Source organism: Micromonospora sp. AB353 (assembly GCF_049538395.1).
Taxonomy (GTDB): Bacteria; Actinomycetota; Actinomycetes; order Mycobacteriales; family Micromonosporaceae; genus Micromonospora; species Micromonospora aurantiaca.
In genome coordinates, this window is sequence record NZ_JBMVFV010000026.1 from 19,730 (window position 1) to 37,517 (window position 17,788).

Consider the following 17,788-nt stretch of genomic DNA (forward strand, 5'->3'; position numbering starts at 1 on the left):
GAAGGGTGGCCCAGGTCATGCCGGACGGGGCCCCGGCGGCACGACGACCGTCGTTAGGCTGCGGCCATGGACGTCGAGGAACGCCTGCGGCGCATCCGCCGCTGGCTCTGGCTGGTGGTGGCGGGGCTCGTCCTCAGCGGGGTGACCGCGTTCCCGCTGGAGGTCGAGGTGCGCTGGTTGCTGGCGGCGTCCGATCCGCTCGCCGGGCAGTTCCCGGCGCTGGTCGACTGGATCGAGCGGGTCCACGTCGGACTGGTGGCGGCCGGTGAGGACTATCCGTTCCTGCGGTACGGCACCGACTGGCTGGCCTTCGCGCACCTGGTGCTCGCGGTGGCGTTCTGGGGGCCGCTGCGTGACCCGGTCCGCAACGTGTGGGTGGTCCAGGTCGGAATGATCGCCTGCGCCGGCATCGTGCCGCTCGCGGTGATCTGCGGCCCGATCCGGGACATCCCCTGGTTCTGGACGCTCGTCGACCTCTCGTTCGCTGTCGGCGCGTTCCCGCCGCTCTGGTTCGCCTACCGCCACATCCGCGCGGTCGAGGCGGCACAGTCCTGGATTGCGCCGACTGCGGCACCCGTGCCGACCGCCGGTTGACCGCCCGGCCGGGCCGCCCCCGTGGTGGGGGAGCCGCCCGGCCGGCGCCCGGTCAGCGGCCGAGCAGGTCGTGCGCGGCCCGGATCTTCGCCCACGAGGCCGGCTGCGCCGGTGCGGCTGTCGTCCGCGCGGCGGTGGCCACGGCGGGCCGGCCGGGGGTGAACAGCCAGGTGGTGAACACCGCGTCGAGGTCCCGTCCGGAGATCCGCTCGGCGAGCGCCTGGAACTGCGCGACGGTGCCGGTGCCGTACTGCCGCTTGGCCGTCCAGGTGCGCAGGATGCGGAAGAACGCGGCGTCGCCCACGGCGAGCCGGATCTGGTGCAGCGCCATCGCACCCCGGTCGTAGACGGCGGCGTCGAAGATGCCGCTCGGGCCCGGGGCGCCGGGGCGCACCTGCCAGAACTCGGAGTCGGCCGGGTAGCTGTCGTAGGTGAAGTCGAACAGCTCCTGCGCGGTGCCCTCGCCCTGCTCCTCCGACCAGAGCCACTCGGCGTACGAGGCGAAGCCCTCGTTGAGCCAGATGTGCCGCCAGTCCGCCACCGACACCGAGTCGCCGAACCACTGGTGGGCGTTCTCGTGCACCACCACGTACGTGTTGGCGCCGCGCCGCCAGAAGCCCGGCCCGTACACCGGGCGGGTCTGCGTCTCGAGGGCGAAGCCGATGCCGTCGACGGGCCCGGCCACGCCGCCCTGCGCCTCGAACGGGTACGGGCCGAACAGCCCGCTCTCCCATTCGACGATCTCGGCGGTGCGTTCGATGCTGGCCCGCGCGGCCGGCAGGCGCTCGCCGAGCGTGGTGCTGTACGCGTTCACCACCGGCTGCCCGTTCGGCGCGACTTCGGTGACGATGTCGTACTGCCCGATCGCGAGGAACGCCTGGTACGTGGCGCCGGGCTTGACGCTGCGCCAGCTCCACCGGGTGCGGTTGCCGGCCTCGGGCAGCGGGTCGCGCGGCTGCACGCCGTTGCTGATCACCTCGACGCCGGTCGGCACCGACACGGAGACGTCCCAGGTGGCCTTGTCCTTCGGGTGGTCGTTGCTCGGGTACCACCACCAGGCCGACTCGGGCTCGTTGACGGCGAGCGCCCCGTCGGCGGTACGGGTCCACGCGGTGTAGCCGTAGACGGTGGTCTGCGACGGCACGCCCGCGTACCTCACCACGACGGTGAGCTGCTGGCCCTTCGTCAGCGGCCGGGCCGGGGTGATCACCAGCTCGTGGTCGCCGGCCCGGGCGAACCCGGCGGCCCACCCGTTCACCCGCACCGACTCGACGTCGAGGGCGAAGTCCAGGTTGAACCGGGACAGGTCCTTCGTGGCGGTGGCGAGGATCGTGGTGGTGCCGCTGAGCCGGTCGGTGGCGGGCTCGTAGCGCAGCCGTATGTCGTAGTGGCCGACGTCGTAGCCGCCGTTGCCGTAGTCGGGGAAGTAGCTGTCGCCCAGCCCGGGGCTGCCCGGCGTCGGGATGGCCGCCGCGGGTTGCGGCCGGCCCCATCCGGTGGGGGCGGCCTGGCCGGGGGAACCGGTCACTGTGGTGCCGGCCGTGGTGAGGGTCAGGGCGGCGATGGCCGCCGTGAGTGCGCGTCGCACGGTGGGACTCCCTCCGTCGGGTGTCGTCACCGTCAAGCTAATCGACGCATGTGAACGTATCTGTCCTGTCCGGCCGATCGGAGCTATTCAATTTCGACGAATGTTTCGATAGCATTACCGACCAGTAACAGCACCGATCCCTCGGCCACGCGCGCGGTCAACGGGCTCCACCACCCCTGCCCCGTGGAGGCTCTGCCATGCCCCGTCGCGTCCGTACCGTGTTCGCCGCCCTCCTGGCGGCCGTACTCGGCGCCGTGCTCCTGCCCGGTGCCGCCCGGGCGGCCACCGTCAACTACGTCGCCCTCGGCGACTCCTACTCCTCCGGGGTCGGCGCCGGCCCGTACGACCTGTCCACCTGCCTGCGCAGCCAGAAGTCGTACGCCCCGCTCTGGGCCGCCGCCCATTCGGTCACCAGCTTCAGGTTCCCGGCCTGCGGCGGCGCGGTCACCGCCGACGTGCTGAACAACCAGGTCGGCCAGCTCAGCAGCAGCACCACGCTGGTCACCATCACCATCGGCGGCAACGACGCCGGCTTCGCCGACGTGATGACCAGTTGCCGCTTCGGCAGCACGTCCAGCTGCGAGAGCGCGGTGAACGAGTCGAAGGCGTTCGCCACCGCCACGCTGCCCGCCCGGCTCGACGCCACGTACACCGCGATCCGCAACCGGGCCCCGAACGCCCGGCTGGTGGTGCTCGGCTACCCGCGGCTGTTCGAGACCGGCTCCTGTGGACTGCTCGCCATGAGCAGCTACAAGCGCACCATCCTCAACCAGGCTGCCGACACGCTCAACGGCGTCATCTCCGGCCGGGCCGCCGCGGCCGGAGGCACCTTCGTCGACGCGCGGCCGTTCTTCGCCGGGCACGGCGTGTGCGCCGGCGATCCGTGGATCCGTGACGTCAGCGGCGTCATCGAGGCGTACCACCCGAACGCGAACGGCTACCGCTACGGCTACCTGGCCGCGCTGACCGCCGCGATCGGCTGATCCCATGTGAGGAAGTGCCCCATATGAGGAGAGGGCCCCGCTCGACACCCGTCCGTCGAGCGGGGCCCCGCCGTGCCGGGTTGCATCGAACGTCGACAATGGTGCGACACCCCGTGCGACCCGGAGGTGACCATGCGTGAACCGGTGACCCGGCCGCGTCCGGTCCGTGAGCAGCTCCCGGCCGGCGGCCCGGAGCTGCTCACCCTGCTGGCCCGGCTGCTGCGGCGTCCACGCCGCGGCGACCGCCGGCTCCCGCTGCTCTGGCTGGTCCGGCCCGCCGGGGACGGCGCGGTCGCGGCCCTGCTACGGCGCTTCGCGGCGCGCCGGGCCGGGCGGCGGGTACCGCACGCCGTGCTGGACCTGACCGGCCGGCCCGCCGGCGACGACGTCGCGTCCGTGCTGCGCGAGCTGCACCGGCAACTCTCCGTGGAGGCGTTCGGCGCGCCCCGGCTGCGGTTCCGGCACTACCCGCTGGCCGACTGGCTGATGCACCAGACGCTCGCCGTGGACCTGGACGCCGCCGACAGCGGCCGGGCCGCGCTGGTACGCCGGCTACGGGACTGGCGAGGACGGCGGACCGGTGACGACCCCCAGGTCGGCGGCGACTCCGGCCTCGGCGCCGCGCTGCACCTGCTGCTCTGGCTGCTGTGGCGGGCCGTACCCGGCGTCGTGTTCCGGATCGCCGTCTCCGGCCGGGTGCCGCTCGTCGGACGGCAGTACCGCTGGTTCATGCGCCAGCAGTACCTGGCGCCCCGGCAGTCGGTGACGTTCCTCGGCTTCGCCGAGCGGCTCACCGCCGGCTGGCGCGACGGCGAACACCCGGCCCAGGTGGAGAAGCTGCTGCTGCACGCGTTCCTGGAGGATCTGCGCCTGGCGTACCGGCGGCGGTTCTGGCGGCCCGGGGACTGGCGCCGCACCGCCTATCCGGTGCTGGTGCTCGACGGCGCGCGGCCGGACAACGTCGGGCACACGCTGGTCCGGCTCGTCGACGAGGTCCGCAACGAGACCGGCCGCAACGACCCGCTGCTCGTCGTCGCGGTCGCCGCGGACCCGCCTCCGGAACCGGCCGCGGCCCGGCCGCTGGCCGAGGCCGAGGAGGCGTACGAGGAGTGGGTCGAGGCGCTGCCGGAGAACCGCCGGCTGCGCCGTCCCGGCGCCTGGCTGATGCTGCTGGAGGCGGACGACCGGGACGTCGACGCCCCGGTGGGAGGCGTCCCGCCGGCCCTTGTCGCACCCGACCCGCCCTGGTGGGCGCGGCGGTTCCTGCCCGCCGCGGTGGCCCTGGCGCTCGTCGCCGGGCTGGGCGTGTGGGCGCACGGGCGGTGGGCGCCGGACTGCCGCCCCTGGCCCACCGACCGGGTCACCGTCCGGCTCGTCGGAGGGGAGTGCGTCGGCTACAGCGACACCGCCGGGCAGGTCTTCAACAGCGAACCCGGGCAGGACCGGCTGCGCGCCGTGCAGCGGCGCATCTTCGCCCAGAACCGGGCCGCCGAGGAGGTGTGGCGGCGCAGCGAGCACCGCCGCCCCTACCTGACGCTCGTCTACCTGGGCAGCCTCACCGGCAACCGGACCCGCGCGGACGAGGAGTCCTACGTCTCCGAGCGGGAGGAGCTGGAGGGCATGGCCACCGCCCAGTACGCCCTGCTCCAGGAGTCGGCGGCGGCGGACGACGCGGCGCTGCTGCACATCGTGGTGGCTAACGCCGGCCGGCAGATGCGGCACGCCGGCGACGCGGTACGGATGCTGGAGGGGCTGGCCCGCGACGACCCCACAGTGCTCGGCGTGGTCGGGCTGGTGGACAGCCGCACCAGCACGGCGGCGGCGCTGCGCGAACTCAACCGGGTCGGCCTGCCGGTGCTCGCCCCCACGCTGTCCGCCGACCGGATGGACGCCAACTCCAGCCTCTACCTGGCCATGTCCGCGCCGAACCGCGACCAGGCCCGGATGGTCGAGACGTACGCCCGGCAGGTGCTGCGGGTGGGTGAGGCGCACGTCTACTGGACCACCGGCGAGGGCAGCTCGCTCGCCGACGACCTGTACGTCGCCACCCTCGTCGACGGCCTGCGGGAACGCTTCGGCGACCGGATCACCCGGCTCGACGAGTGGCGCAGCGGGCGGCGGCTCACCCAGGAGTGCGGCTACCCGGGGATGCTCTTCTTCGCCGGCCGCTGGTCGGAGTTCGACGGGTTCATGCGCGCACTCAAGGAGTGCGGCGCGAACCCGCCCCGGCACCTGGTCGCCGACGACTCGGTGAACCGCTACATGGCCAACCCGGGGCTGCGCGCCAGCGCGCCGGGCAACCTGCCGGTCACGTACGTGTCGAAGGCCGCGCTGGCCACGTGTGCGTCGCTGCGGGCCGCGCAGGCCGGGCGCGACGACGCCCGGGGCAGTTTCCTCACCTGGATCGGCGCGGACGGCCTGCTCGACCCGCCCCGATGCCGCGCCGGGACCGGTCCGCCGGTCGGCGAGCGGGTCAGCCTGGCCTACGACGCCACCATGATGACGGTACGCGCGCTGGAGAGCCTCGCCGCCCGGCTGCGCCACGCCGACACCGGCCGCCGCTGGGAGCCCCGCTCGGTCAACCCGGTCGGGGTGCACGCCGAGGTGCTGCGGCAGAACGCCGCCGGCGGCTACCCGGGGGTCAGCGGCCTCATCCGGTACGCCCCGGACTCCGGTGAACCGGTCGCGAAGCGGCTGGCGCTGCTCACCGTGGCGAAGGTGCCCGACGTGGACGCCGCCCCGGTCGAGGTGTTCCACTGCGGCGTGGCCGACACCGGCCCCGACCCCGGCTGCCGCGTCGCCCCACGCTAGGCGAGATCTTGGTACGCCCACGCCCCGCGCGGGGCGTGGGCGTACCAAGATCCACGGAACGAGAGGGCTCAGCTCAGCGGGCCGGGACCAGCTCCGCGGCCGGCGCCGGCGCCAGGTCCGGCACCGCCGGCCCGATCCGCCGCCGGGGCCACCGGCGGCGGCCGGAGGGTACGGCGAGCGCGGCCAGCGCCGCAGCCACCGAGATGCAGGTGAGCAGCAGGAAGCCCGCCGTGAAACCGGCCTCCCGGGGCAGCCCGCTCGGCTGCGGGTTCGCGGTGATCACGGCGCTGGCGAGCGCCGCGCCGATCGCGCCGCCGATGGTACGGATGTTGGCGTTCATGCCGGTCGCCGCGCCGGTCTGCCCGGCCGGCACGTTCGCCACGATCAGGTTCGCCATCGAGGCGAACGCCAGCCCGATGCCGAGGCCCACCAGACCACCGGCGATACCGACCTGCCAGCGGGTGTCGTGCGCGACGGTCAGCATGGCGGCGGCCGCCACGTTGAACACCGCGCCGGTGCTCAGCTGCGCCTTGGCGCTGAACCGGGACTGCAACCGTCCGGCCAGCAGGCCGGCCACGAACATGCCGACGAGCATCGGCAGCATCAGCAGCCCGGCCTGGGTGACGCTGGCGCCGAAGCCGTAGCCGGCGCTGGTCGGGATCTGCGCGAACTGCGGCAGGAACGCGTACACGGCGAACATCGACGCGCCGTAGAGCAACCCGACGAGGTTCGTGGTCCAGACCGCGGGCAGGCGCATCATCCGCAGGTCGATCAGCGGGTTCGCGGCGCGGGCCTCGGTCGCCAGCCAGGCGGCCGCCAGCACCGCGGCCAGCGCCAGCAGCCCGACCACCCGGCCGGAGCCCCAGCCCCACGCGGCGCCCTTGCTGACCGGCAGCAGCAGCGCCACCAGCCAGCCGGACAGGAGTACGGCGCTGAGCCAGTTGATCCGGCCCGGGGTGCGTACCGGCGAGCGTGGCACGAACCGGTGCGCGGCGAGCGCGGTCAGGCCGACCACCACCAGCGGGATCCAGAACAGCCACCGGTAGCCCAGGGTGGCCACGATCGGCCCGGCCAGCACCACGCCCAGCCCGCCGCCGACGGCGACGACCGCGGAGATCGAGGCCACGGCCGAGCTGACCCGGGCGGCCGGGAACTCGTCGCGGATGATGCCGAACGACAGCGGGAACACGGCACCGCCGACGCCCTGTACCACCCGGGCGGCGATCAGCACGCCGATGCTGGGGGCGACGGCTGCCAGCAGGCAGCCCAGCGCCAGCGCGGCGAGCGAGAAGACGAGCGTCTTCTCCTTGCCGACCATGTCGCCGATGCGACCGACGATCGGCGTGAAGACGGACGCGGAGAGCAGGTACGCGGTGAGCACCCAGGTCACCGTGTTGGGCGAGGTGTGCAGGTCGTGCTGGATGGTGGGCAGCACCGGCGTGATCAGCGACTGGAGCATCGCGAAGAATCCGGTGCCGGCGGCCAGCACGAGGAAGGTGAGCCGGCGCGAGCCGCGCCCTGATGAGTGGATCATGTGGGAGAACTCCCCGTTGTCGGTACGAGACTGGTGGCCGCTCGCGCAGTCGTGCGGCGGTGGCGGCCGGGTCGTGCGGGCGCTCAGCGGTCGGCGGGCATGGTGGGACCTCCCGGGTCCGTGTCGTGGCGCGAGGATCGCGTGGCCGGAGGGCGGCCGGAAGTCCGGAGTAAGCTATCCGGAGGGGTGGCTCCGGTCAGCAACCGGAGGCGTGCCTCCATTAACCTAGCGGAGGGGTGCCTCCGGTTGCAAGGTGGAAGGGGTGACGCGCGTCATGGCTGACGCCGACGTGTCCGGCGAGGTCTTCGCGCGCCGCCCCAAGCGAGCCGACGCCCGCCGCAACTACGACGCGCTGATCGCCGCCGCCCGCGAGGTCTTCGGCGAGCGCGGCGCGGGTGCGTCGCTCGAGGAGATCGCCCGCCGGGCGGGCGTGGGCATCGGCACGCTCTACCGCAACTTCCCCCAGCGGCGGGAGCTGTTCGAGGCGGTCTACGTCGAGGAGGTGCGGGCACTCAGTGCCTCCGCCGCCGACCTGGCCGACGAGCCGCCGTGGGACGCCCTGGTCGGCTGGCTGCACCGGTTCGTCGCCTACGTCGCCACCAAGCGGGCGCTGGCCGAGGAACTGGTGCACGACTCCGAGGTGTTCCGCAGCTGCCGCACCGAGATCTACGCGACCGGCGAGCCGTTGCTGCGCCGCGCGCAGCAGGCCGGGGCGGCCCGGACGGACGCCGGCTTCGACGACGTGATCCGGCTGATCAGCGGGCTGGCCGCGTACCAGTTCCCGGATCCGGCCCAGCGCGACCGCGTCCTGGCCATCGCGCTGGACGGCCTGCGCCCGCCGGCGGGCATGAATTGATACGTCTTGTCGCCCGGCCGTCTGTTGACGTGACGCATCAAGGGCTGCGCTGTGCGGGAGGAAGTGGCGGGCACGGCCGTGCCCAGCCGACGAATCGAGCGAACAACACTTGTGGGCTGGGAGCCTCGTACGGGTTGAGTCGATGTAGCTCGTGGGCTGCGTCATAGAGCTGCCCACACAGGTAGATCGACAGGGCGACACGATCGTTCGCGTACTCGGCGAGCAGGTCGAGTCGAGCCTCCGCGCACGGCCACGGATAGGCGCAGCGTTTGCAGATCCAGAGCGGGCGCATGGGCAGATGCGGGCGTGCGCCGGTGCTCACGCCGGTATCCGTGGTCGTCTCGCCGTGTGGCCGCAGTCGGCGACGGCCGGGTTGAGCCAGCGCAGCCCGGCCGGCTGGACGAACAGTTCTCGCCTGGCGATCGCGTCGCCCCCGGCGTTCAACTCGTACGCCTCGATCCACGCCCAGCCGTCGAACGTCTGGCGGTCGGTGATCTCCCGGATGAATCGCACCGTGATCGGGCGGCAGAACTGCACGCTCGCTGCGCGGTCGAGGTGGAGGAGGTCGCCCGCCAGGATGGGACCGGCCTTCACCGGGGAGCGTCGGAACGGATGACGGCGGCCTTGGTCAGGCGCGTGCATGCCACCTCCAGGCAGGCATGGTCCTGCGCCGAGGCGAAGGGCTCGCCGGGGTTGAGGTTGTCGGTGCGCTCGCCCATCGGGCCTCCCGCCGGGTACGACGTGCGGATGACAGGTGCGCACGCCCGGCCGACCGGGGGATTGGTCGACCGAGCGCTTTGCGCGGTGGGAACGGACCAACTCCGGTTTGCAGACCTGGGAGCCGGTCAGCTGGAGCTTTACACAACTAGTCACGCATAGCAAGCACGACAACACGTTGCTTGTCACGACTAGTTGTGCGTGATCGAATGGCGGGGCAGACCTGGGAGTCCATATGCCCGTCAAACCGAAGTGGGAACAGCTCGCGGACCAGCTCCGCACTCAGATTCAGTCAGGAGAACTCTCGCCCGGAGACAAGTTGCCGTCCACAGCGCAGCTCAAGGCGGAGCATGGCGTCTCAACGACAGTGGTCCGCCAGGCCATCCTCGTGCTTCAGACGCAGGGATGGGTAGAGGGCGTACACGGCCTCGGGGTGTTCGTCGCTGAGCGTCCCGAGTCGCCGTAGTCGCGGACGCTGCGAGATCTTGGAAGCTGACGGCCCTCCCGGGGGCCTTCAGCTTCCAAGATCTGCGTGGGAAGGGGATGGCGAGGCGCGGCTGACCCCGCCACGCTCCGCGATCGCCGAGAGCGTCCGCGCGGATATCGTCGGCGCGGTCCAGCGCGCCGATCTTGCACTTTCGGCTGGCGAACTGCGGCTTATGCACCCATCCTTCGGGGCTGCAAGTGCAAGATCGCCGAGGTGAGGCGGGTCGGCCGACGGTTCCCGCCCCTGGGGAAACCACCGGCCGGCGCCCTCTCAGCGATGCGCGTTACCCGGCCGCCCCCACGGTCCGGTGATCGCGAACACGTACCCCGGCGACTGGATGTTGGCGAACAGCGTCCTCCCGTCCGCGCTGAACGTCGGCCCGGTGAACTCGCTGTCGTTCAGTTCGTTGCGCGCCAGCGGGTACGTCTTGCCCTGCTCGGTGACGCCGACCAGGTGCGACACGCCCTCGCCGTCCTCGGCCAGGATCACCCCGCCGTACGGCGAGACGGTGATGTTGTCCGGCCCGTCGTAGTTGCCGGTGTCGGCCTCCGGGTCGGTGTTCACCCCGAAGATGGTCTTCAGTGTCACGGTCTGCCGGCGCGGGTCGTAGAACCACACCTGCCCGTCGTGCTCGTTGGCGCTGCCGTCGTCGTGGCGGGCGTAGCTGGCCACGAAGTACGCGCCGCCGTCGCCCCACCAGGCGCCCTCCAGCTTGCGGCTGCGGGTCACCTCGGCGTCGGTGAACTGCTTGCGGACCGACACGGTGCGGGCGTCGCGGTCGGGTACCTCGATCCACTCAACCCGGTAGCGGGTGCCGGGCGTGGTGGCCTCGGACAGGTCGGCCACGTGGCCGTCGCCGCGCAGGCAGCGCATCGCGGCGAGGCTGCCGGCGGTACCACCGTCGGGCCGCTGGGCGAGCGCCCGCAGCGCGCCCTTGCCGGCCCGGAAGCCGGGCGGCGGCGTCCACCGGAAGTACAGGCCGTTGGGCCCGCTCGCGTCCTCGGTCAGGTAGATCGAGTGCGTGTACGGATCGACAGCCACCGCCTCGTGGGAGTAGCGCCCGAGGAACGTCAGCGGCACCGGATCGGTGTTGGCGGACCTGTCGTGCGGGTCGACCTCGAAGACGTACCCGTGGTCCTTCAGGAATCGCCCACCGGCCCGCTGCTCGGTCTCCTCGCAGGTCAGCCACGTGCCCCACGGGGTGATGCCACCGGCGCAGTTGTTGTGCGTGCCCGCCACGCTGACGTACTCGCGCAGCCGCCGCCCGTGCCGGTCCACCTCGATGGTGGTGGTGCCGCCGCGGGCGCCCGGATCGTAGGTGAGGCCCGGTAGCGCCGGCACTGGGTACGGCTCGTCGCCGCCGATCTCGTGGTTGTTCACCAGCACCGAGCCGTGCGGGCCGCGGAAGCAGCCGGTGCCGTCCGCGTCGCTCGGGGTGGGCTGCCCGGACTCCAGCAGCGTCGCGCCCGCCTGCGCGACGACCGTGTACGAGAAACCCGGCGGCAGCGCCAGCAGGCCGGCCGGGTCCGGCACCAGGTCGCCGTAGCCGACGGCGGGGCGGCACGCGGGCCGGGCCGCCGCCGGTCCGGCGATCGCCTCCAGGCTGCCGGCCACCATGATGCCGAGTCCGCCGGCCACGCCGCCGCGCAGCAGGGACCGCCGGGGGAGAGGTGAGGTGGTCACGTCGTCGCCTTCCTGTGCGCACGATTGCCTGAGCGAAGGCAAGCGGGGCCGGGGGAACGGCGGGCGGCGTGCCCGTCCGTAGCCGGGTGAACAGTGGACGAATCCCCGGTGCGGAGCACCAGGTGCCGGTGCGGCGCGCGTCCGTTAGGGTTCCCTTCGATCGCAAACGTCGGAGGGCGGACGGTGGGCAGACTCGCGGCGGCGTACCGGCAGGCGGTCGATCGGCATCGGCGGGCGGTGCGGCACTGGGAGGCGACCCGGCGGCTGCTGGGCGCCGCGGGCCCGGCACCCGTGGGCAGCCCCGAGCTGGTCGCGCGGCTGGCCCGCCTCGGCGGTGAGCTGGCCGCCGCGGTGCCCGGCACGGCCCGCGTCGCCACCCACCCCGTTCCGGTACGCCTCGGCGCCGCGACCACTGTCGACGGCGCGTTCCCGGTGCTCGTGCCGGTGGGCGCGGGCGCGCACCTGGCGGTCGACGCGGACGCCCGTGACCCGCGCGTCGGCGAGCTGCTGCGGGCGGTGGTGGTACGGCTGCTGACCGCCGCTCCGGCCGGCGCGATCCGGGTCGCCGGCATCGACCAGGCCGCCTTCGGTGCGGCGTTCCTGCCGCTGCGCCCACTCCAGGACGCCGGGGTGCTCGCCGCGACGGCGACCACCGAGGCGGAGACGACGGCCCTGCTCGACCTGGCCGAGCGGCACGCCCGTACCGCCCAGCGGTCCGCGCCGGAGGACCGCGAGCTGCTGGTGGTGGTCGCCGCGTCCGCGCCGCCGCCCCGGGAACTGGCCCGGCTCGCCGCGCTCACCCACGCCGGCCCGGCCGCCGCGGTCTGCGTGCTGCTGGCCGGTCACCCACCGGCCGGGCCGTCCGCCGCGCCGCCGCTGGGCGCCACCACCCAGCTGCGCGTCACCGAGCGGTACACGCTCGTCGGCGACCCGCCCGGGCGCCCGTTCAGCACCGACGGCAGCGGGCTGGCCGCGCCGGTGGTGCTCGACGGCGACCCGTCGCACGCCACCGTCACCGCGCTGGCCCGCCGGTACGCCGAGGCCGCCGGCCAGGACGGCGTCACGTTCACCGACCTGCTCCCGGCGCAGCGCTGGGCCGGGTCCGCCGCCTCCGGGCTGCGTACCGTGCTCGGCCGGGCCGGACGCCGTCCGCTGAGCGTGGCGTTCGACGACGCCACCCCGCACTGGCTGATCGGCGGGCGGACCGGCGCGGGCAAGACGGTCCTGCTGCTCGACGTGCTGTACGGGCTGGCCGCCCGCTACTCCCCGGCCGAGCTGCGGCTGATGCTGCTCGACTTCAAGGAGGGCGTCAGCTTCACCGAGTTCGTGCCCACCGACCGTGACCCGTCCTGGCTGCCGCACGCCGACGCGGTCGGCATCGAGTCCGACCGCGAGTACGGCGTGGCGGTGCTGCGCGAGCTGCGCGCCGAACTGGGCCGCCGCGCCGACCTGCTGAAGCGGCACGGCGTCAGCCGCCTGGCGGACCTGCCGCCGAACGCCCGGCCGCCCCGGATCGTCACCGTCGTCGACGAGTTCCACGTGCTGTTCGCCGGCAACGACGCGCTGGCCCGGCAGGCCGTCGACCTGATCGAGGAACTGGCCCGCAAGGGCCGCTCGTACGGCCTGCACCTGGTGCTGGCGAGCCAGAGCACCACCGGCATCGAGGCGCTCTACGGCCGGGCCGAGGCGATCTTCGGGCAGTTCCCGCTGCGGATCGCGCTACCCGGCGGCGACGCCGTGCTGGACCCGCGCAACGACGCCGCGCGCGGGCTCACCGTCGGCACGGCAGTGGTGAACACCGGCGCCGGGGCGCCCGGCCCGGACGTGGAGGTGCGGTTCCCCGACGCGCACGCGGCGTCCGCCGACCTCGCCGCGCTGCGCCACGAGCTGCACGCGTCCCGCCCGGCCGGGGCGCGCCCGCCGGCCGTCTTCCGGGGACACGAGACGCCCCGGCTCACCGACGACAGTGCCTGGGCGGCGCTGACCCCGGGCACCGACCCGCCGTACGCGCTCGTCGGCCGCGTGGTCGACGTCCCCGGCAGCCCGGCCGGGTTCGCGCTCGACGGCAGCCCGGGCCGGCACCTCGCGGTGGTCGGCACCTCGGCGGCCGGCGCGGACGTGCTCCGGTCGGCCACCCTGTCCCTGGCCCGCCAGCACGTCCCCGGCACCGCACGGTTCCTGTTCGTGCCGCTGGCGCCGGGCACCACGGACGCCGCCGACGACCTCGCCATGACGCTCGCCGCCGCCGGGCACCCGGTCCGGCGCCTCGACGCCGGCGCGCTGCGCGCCCAGCTCGCCGAGGCCGCGACCGGCGACGCCCCGGCGACCGGGCGCACCTACCTGGTGGTGTTCGGGATGGACGCCGCCGCGACGACGCTGGCCGTCTCCGACCCGGCGACGTTCCGCTCCGGGTACGACGACCTGCGCGCCGTGCTGCGCCAGGGCCCGTCGCGCGGGGTGCACCTGCTCGGCTGGTGGCGCGGGCTGCGCCGCCTCACCGACGACCTCGGCGGCAGCGGGCACCGCGACGACGTGACCGGCCTGGTCGCGCTGAACGTCCCCGCCGCCGACCTGGGCCTGCACCTCGGCGTGCACGACCTGGCGTACGTCCCGCGCGAGGGGCGCGCCCTGCTGGTCGACCGGCACGAGCACCGCACCGCGCTGATCGTGCCGTTCGCCGCCGGGGGAGATATCACGTGAGCGCGAGGAGTGAGCCGGGTTTGCGAGCCCCGGAGTCGCGAACGGAAGACGGCCCAGCATGAGCGGATTCGACGAGTACGCGGCGCTGCTGCGGGAGCTGTCCACCCGGCAGCGCGGCGGGGAGCGGGAGATCGCGGCCGAGGCGGAGCGCCGCCGTGGCCTCCAGTCCGCCGTCGACACGCTCGGGCAGCGGCTCGCCGCCCAGGGGCAGCACCTGGACCGGCTCGGGCAGGCGATCGGCGTGCCGATGACGTCGGTACCGGCGGAGGCACCGGCGCCGGTGATGGCTGCCGGTGGGGGAGCGCCGGATCTCGCGCCCGGACCGGGGGACGGGGTGACCGGCGGCGCAGCCGACGCGCCGGGGCGGCCGGATGTCGGGGCGTACCCCTCGGGTGGTGTTCCGGCGCCGCGGGCCGGCGACCCGGCGGCGGAGCTGGCGGCGGCGGGGCGGCTCGCCGAGGAGGCCGACGTGTTCGGGCAGCAGGCCGACGCGCTGGCCCGCACGCCGGTGCTGCTGCCCACCTGGTCGGCGCCGGCGCGGGCGGTGGTGGTGTACGCGGGCTGCGCGCTCGTCGGCTCGCTGCTGATGCTGATCGCGATAGTGGGTTCGTCGCTGCCGGTGACCGGTCTGGACCTGGTGGCGGCGCTGAGCTGCGCGGGCGTGCCGTTGATGTCCTTCGTGGCGGGTCAGGTGGTGCTCGCCCGCTGGGGCCGCCCGGTGGTGGAGGGTGACGCGCCGCCGGCCGGACGGTACGTGCCGCTGGGTTTCGTGATCTGCGCGCTGGTCTCCCCGTCCTTCTTCTGCCTCTACCTCCTCCTCTTCCGCCTTCTGCGCTGACAGCGGGGCGGGGCGGGGCGGGGCGGTAGGCTGCGCGCGGGTCGGTGAGCTGGGGAGGGCGTGTGAGCGCGGCGGAGATCATCGCCAGGCTGGCGGCGGCGGCACAGAAGCTGGACGAGGCCAAGGCGCGCACCGCCGCCGCCGCGCAGGACGCGGCCGAGGCGCGGGCGCTGGTGGCGGGCGCGCTGGAGGGGGCGACGGCGGGGCCGCTGATCGGCGCCATCGACTCCTACCGGCAGGCGCTGGCACAGGCCGCGCAGGGCGGGGAACCGGCGCGGCAGCACGTGCAGGAGACCATCGCGAAGGTCCAGGCGCTGGGCAACTGAGCCCGGTCCGGCATGCCGGTTTGCGCGCAGGGCGCGACAAGAGTTACCGCCGCGTAACTTTTCATTGACGTGTGTGAAATCGGACACGCATCATCGTGTCCACGATCGATCGGATCCCACCCGTCCCCCCCCCGGGTACGCCCGGGTGCCTCCCCCCGGAGGTGCAGCCCATGCTGCTCCGAACGATCCTGGCCGTCACCACCGCCGCCACCGTCCTGCTCGTCCCGGCCGCCGCCCAGGCCGCCACCGCCGAACCCGCCGCCCCGTCGGACACGGCCACCGTCGCCACCGCCGCGCAACGGGCCGCCGCCGCGGCCGCCGACCCGGTGATCGTGGTCGGCGGCCTCAGTGGAATCTCCATCGCGTACGAGCCGATCGCCGCCCGGCTGCGCGCCGACGGCTACCGGGTCTCGATCTTCCAGTTGCCGAACCTCGGTCTCGGCGACATCCGCGAGTCCGCCCGCGCGTTGTCGTCCTATGTGGACCGGGTGCGCGCCGGCACCGGCGCGGCGCGCGTCGACCTGGTCGGCCACTCCGAGGGCGGCCTGGTCAGCCGCTGGTACGTCAAGTACCTCGGCGGCGCGGCCACCGTCGACCAGTACGTCAGCCTGGGCAGCCCGCAGTACGGCACCTACGTCGCCAACCTGGTCGCCTTCCTCGGGCTGGGCAGCTGCGCCGGAGTGATCGCCTGCCAGCAGATGACCATCGGGTCGAGCTTCCTCGCCGACCTCAACGCCGGGGACGACACCCCCGGCCCGGTCCGGTGGGCGACGGTGCGCACCTGGCAGGACGAACTGGTCCGGCCGGTCGACAACGCCGTGCTCGCCGACGGCGCGACGAACATCCTGGTGCAGGCGTGGTGCCCGCTGCGGGTGGTCGGCCACCTCGGGCTGGTGCTGGACGGCACCACGTACACGGCGGTACGCCAGGTGCTCTCCGGCGCCGCGGTCCAGCCGAACTGCTTCGCGGTCTGAGCCACGTGCCCGGGCCCGCCGCCGCGCGGTCCCGGGCACGTTCAGTCCGCGTCCCGTCCCCTGATCACGTCGGCGGCCCGCCAGGCCAGCGCGGTCACCGGGGCGTTGGTCCAGCCCGCCACCATCACCGGAAGCACCGACGCGTCGGCCACCCGCAGCCCGTCCACGCCGCGTACCCGCAGCCGCGGATCGACCACGTGGTCGTCGCCGGTGCCCATCGCGCAGGTGCCGATCGCGTGGTAGCCGCAGTAGCCGCGTGCCACCGCCGCCTCGACGATCTCCGCGTCGGTGGTGGTCGCCGTCCCGGGTACCGTCTCGGCCCGGATGCGCTTCGCGATCGGGCCGGTGCCGAAGAACTCCCGCATCCGGCGGAACAGGTCCACCGCCACCCGCCGGTCGTGCGCGGTGGCGAGGTAGTTCGCCACGATGGCCGGCGGCGTACGCGGGTCCGCGCCGGTGATCGTCAGGCTGCCCTCGCTGTCCGGGCGGGTCACCGTGCCCAGGCACATCAGCCCCGGCTCCCGTTCCAGTTCGAGCGCCTTGCCGGGCCGGGGCGGGGCGGCCGAGAACGGCGCCATCAGCAGGTGCGCGTCCGGGCGGTCCAGGTCGGGGCGGGACTTGAGGTGGGCCGCCACGTCCAGCACCGGCAGGGCGAGCGGGCCGCCCCCGGTGAGCAGCCAGCGCAGTGTGGCCCGGGCCTGCCCGAGCGGGCTGCCGATGGTCATGTTGTGGCCGCCGCGTTCGGCGAGGCGGTACTGGAGCACCATCGACCGGTGCTCGCGGAGCCCGGCGCCGACCCGGGGCCGGTCGAGCAGCACCGGCACCCCTGCCGCGCGCAGCGTGTCCGCCGGACCGATGCCGGAGACCTGCAACAGGTGCGGGGTGGCCAGGGCGCCGGCGGCGAGGATCACCTCACCCGCCGCCCGGTACGTGGTCTCCCCGCCGCCGCGCGCCACCCGTACACCGGTGGCCCGGCCGCCCTCGACGAGCACCCGCAGGACGACGGCGCCGACCTCGACGGTCAGGTTGGGCCGGCGCCGCACCGGGTGCAGGAACGCGTCAGCGGCACTGACCCGGCGTCCGGCGCGGATCGTGGCGGTCGGGTAGCCGATCCGCTCGTCGTCGTGGGCGTCCAGGTCGTCGGCGTGGCGCCAGCCCAGCTCGGCGCCGGTCGCCACCATCTCCTCGGCGAGCGGGTCGGTGCCGGTGGCGATGGACAGCCGCACCGGGCCGCCGGTGCCCCGGTGCGGCGCGGGCCCGAGCGGGTGGTCCTCCAGTTGCGGGAACACCCGGCCCATGACCGACCAGCCCCAGCCCAGCGGTTCGAGGGCGTCCCAGTCCCGGGCCGCGCCGCGGCTCCAGATCATGCCGTTCACCGACGTCGAGCCGCCGATCATCCGTCCGCGCTGCCAGATCTCCTGGCGGCCCGGCCCGGTGGTGGCCGGGTAGTGCCAGGCGGTGCGCTCGTCGTCCATCAGCCGGGAGAACGCCTTGGGCACCCGCACGTACGGGCTGCGGTCCCACCCGCCCGCCTCCAGCAGCAGCACCCGCGTTCCCGGATCCTCGGTGAGCCGGTTGGCCAGCACGCATCCCGCCGCGCCGGCCCCCACGATGACGTAGTCGAACTCCTCCACAGGGGACCCCCACTCATGAGAATCCCTCTGACAGTAGTTGTCCGGTCACGTTCCGCGAAAGGG

At 74.1% G+C, this 17,788-nt stretch carries 16 protein-coding genes; 9 read left to right on the top strand and 7 right to left on the bottom strand.

What is annotated here, in order from left to right; translation table 11 throughout:
- Positions 1 to 66: 66 nt before the first annotated feature.
- Complete coding sequence (locus ACPCK6_RS13725; protein WP_423481296.1) at positions 67 to 594, top strand: hypothetical protein; 528 nt, start codon at positions 67 to 69, stop codon at positions 592 to 594.
- Positions 595 to 646: 52 nt separating this feature from the next.
- Here ACPCK6_RS13725 and ACPCK6_RS13730 read toward each other — a convergent pair whose 3' ends face one another.
- Complete coding sequence (locus ACPCK6_RS13730) at positions 647 to 2,182, bottom strand: M1 family metallopeptidase (RefSeq protein WP_423481297.1); 1,536 nt, start codon at positions 2,180 to 2,182, stop codon at positions 647 to 649.
- A 197-nt stretch (positions 2,183 to 2,379) separates the two neighbouring features.
- Here ACPCK6_RS13730 and ACPCK6_RS13735 point away from each other — a divergent pair, with 197 nt between their 5' ends.
- Complete coding sequence (locus tag ACPCK6_RS13735) at positions 2,380 to 3,165, top strand: SGNH/GDSL hydrolase family protein (RefSeq protein WP_423481298.1); 786 nt, start codon at positions 2,380 to 2,382, stop codon at positions 3,163 to 3,165.
- Between the two features lie 132 nt (positions 3,166 to 3,297).
- Positions 3,298 to 5,976, top strand: coding sequence for a type 1 periplasmic-binding domain-containing protein (locus ACPCK6_RS13740; protein WP_423481299.1), 2,679 nt, complete (start codon positions 3,298 to 3,300; stop codon positions 5,974 to 5,976).
- Positions 5,977 to 6,049: 73 nt separating this feature from the next.
- On the opposite strand, the gene ACPCK6_RS13745 is transcribed toward ACPCK6_RS13740, so the two are convergent.
- Entirely contained in the window at positions 6,050 to 7,510 is a 1,461-nt protein-coding gene (locus ACPCK6_RS13745) for an MFS transporter (protein WP_423481300.1), read from the bottom strand.
- A gap of 262 nt (positions 7,511 to 7,772) precedes the next feature.
- On the opposite strand from ACPCK6_RS13745, the gene ACPCK6_RS13750 reads away from it, so the two are divergent.
- On the top strand, positions 7,773 to 8,366 hold the full coding sequence (locus ACPCK6_RS13750) for a TetR/AcrR family transcriptional regulator (protein WP_423481301.1): 594 nt from the start codon (positions 7,773 to 7,775) through the stop codon (positions 8,364 to 8,366).
- A 37-nt stretch (positions 8,367 to 8,403) separates the two neighbouring features.
- Here ACPCK6_RS13750 and ACPCK6_RS13755 read toward each other — a convergent pair whose 3' ends face one another.
- Genes ACPCK6_RS13755 through ACPCK6_RS13765 form a run of 3 tightly spaced genes read right to left on the bottom strand, consistent with a single transcriptional unit; the run spans position 8,404 to position 9,085 of the window.
- Positions 8,404 to 8,658, bottom strand: a complete 255-nt coding sequence (locus tag ACPCK6_RS13755) for a hypothetical protein (protein ID WP_423481318.1) — start codon at positions 8,656 to 8,658, stop codon at positions 8,404 to 8,406.
- 26 nt (positions 8,659 to 8,684) lie between these two features.
- Positions 8,685 to 8,960, bottom strand: coding sequence for a hypothetical protein (locus tag ACPCK6_RS13760; RefSeq protein WP_366622144.1), 276 nt, complete (start codon positions 8,958 to 8,960; stop codon positions 8,685 to 8,687).
- Positions 8,957 to 9,085, bottom strand: a complete 129-nt coding sequence (locus tag ACPCK6_RS13765) for a hypothetical protein (RefSeq protein ID WP_423481302.1) — start codon at positions 9,083 to 9,085, stop codon at positions 8,957 to 8,959. The genes ACPCK6_RS13760 and ACPCK6_RS13765 overlap by 4 nt, the downstream gene beginning before the upstream one ends.
- Positions 9,086 to 9,318: 233 nt before the next feature.
- Here ACPCK6_RS13765 and ACPCK6_RS13770 point away from each other — a divergent pair, with 233 nt between their 5' ends.
- The gene (locus tag ACPCK6_RS13770) at positions 9,319 to 9,549 is read left to right on the top strand and encodes a winged helix-turn-helix domain-containing protein (protein ID WP_318334875.1); all 231 of its coding nucleotides are present in this window, start codon (positions 9,319 to 9,321) and stop codon (positions 9,547 to 9,549) included.
- 291 nt (positions 9,550 to 9,840) lie between these two features.
- Here the strand turns inward: ACPCK6_RS13770 and ACPCK6_RS13775 are convergent, their stop codons facing one another.
- Positions 9,841 to 11,253 (bottom strand): alkaline phosphatase PhoX, encoded by a 1,413-nt coding sequence (locus tag ACPCK6_RS13775; RefSeq protein ID WP_396882240.1) that lies wholly within the window; start codon positions 11,251 to 11,253, stop codon positions 9,841 to 9,843.
- A gap of 183 nt (positions 11,254 to 11,436) precedes the next feature.
- Here ACPCK6_RS13775 and ACPCK6_RS13780 point away from each other — a divergent pair, with 183 nt between their 5' ends.
- From ACPCK6_RS13780 to ACPCK6_RS13795, 4 genes are all read left to right on the top strand, one after another.
- Complete coding sequence (locus ACPCK6_RS13780; RefSeq protein ID WP_423481303.1) at positions 11,437 to 13,953, top strand: FtsK/SpoIIIE domain-containing protein; 2,517 nt, start codon at positions 11,437 to 11,439, stop codon at positions 13,951 to 13,953.
- Between the two features lie 58 nt (positions 13,954 to 14,011).
- On the top strand, positions 14,012 to 14,791 hold the full coding sequence (locus ACPCK6_RS13785) for a hypothetical protein (protein ID WP_423481304.1): 780 nt from the start codon (positions 14,012 to 14,014) through the stop codon (positions 14,789 to 14,791).
- A gap of 62 nt (positions 14,792 to 14,853) precedes the next feature.
- On the top strand, positions 14,854 to 15,117 hold the full coding sequence (locus tag ACPCK6_RS13790; RefSeq protein ID WP_073830945.1) for a DUF6244 family protein: 264 nt from the start codon (positions 14,854 to 14,856) through the stop codon (positions 15,115 to 15,117).
- Between the two features lie 170 nt (positions 15,118 to 15,287).
- Entirely contained in the window at positions 15,288 to 16,091 is an 804-nt protein-coding gene (locus ACPCK6_RS13795) for a lipase family alpha/beta hydrolase (protein WP_396882237.1), read from the top strand.
- A 41-nt stretch (positions 16,092 to 16,132) separates the two neighbouring features.
- Here ACPCK6_RS13795 and ACPCK6_RS13800 read toward each other — a convergent pair whose 3' ends face one another.
- The gene (locus tag ACPCK6_RS13800; RefSeq protein WP_423481305.1) at positions 16,133 to 17,725 is read right to left on the bottom strand and encodes a GMC family oxidoreductase; all 1,593 of its coding nucleotides are present in this window, start codon (positions 17,723 to 17,725) and stop codon (positions 16,133 to 16,135) included.
- Between the last annotated feature and the right edge of the window lie 63 nt (positions 17,726 to 17,788).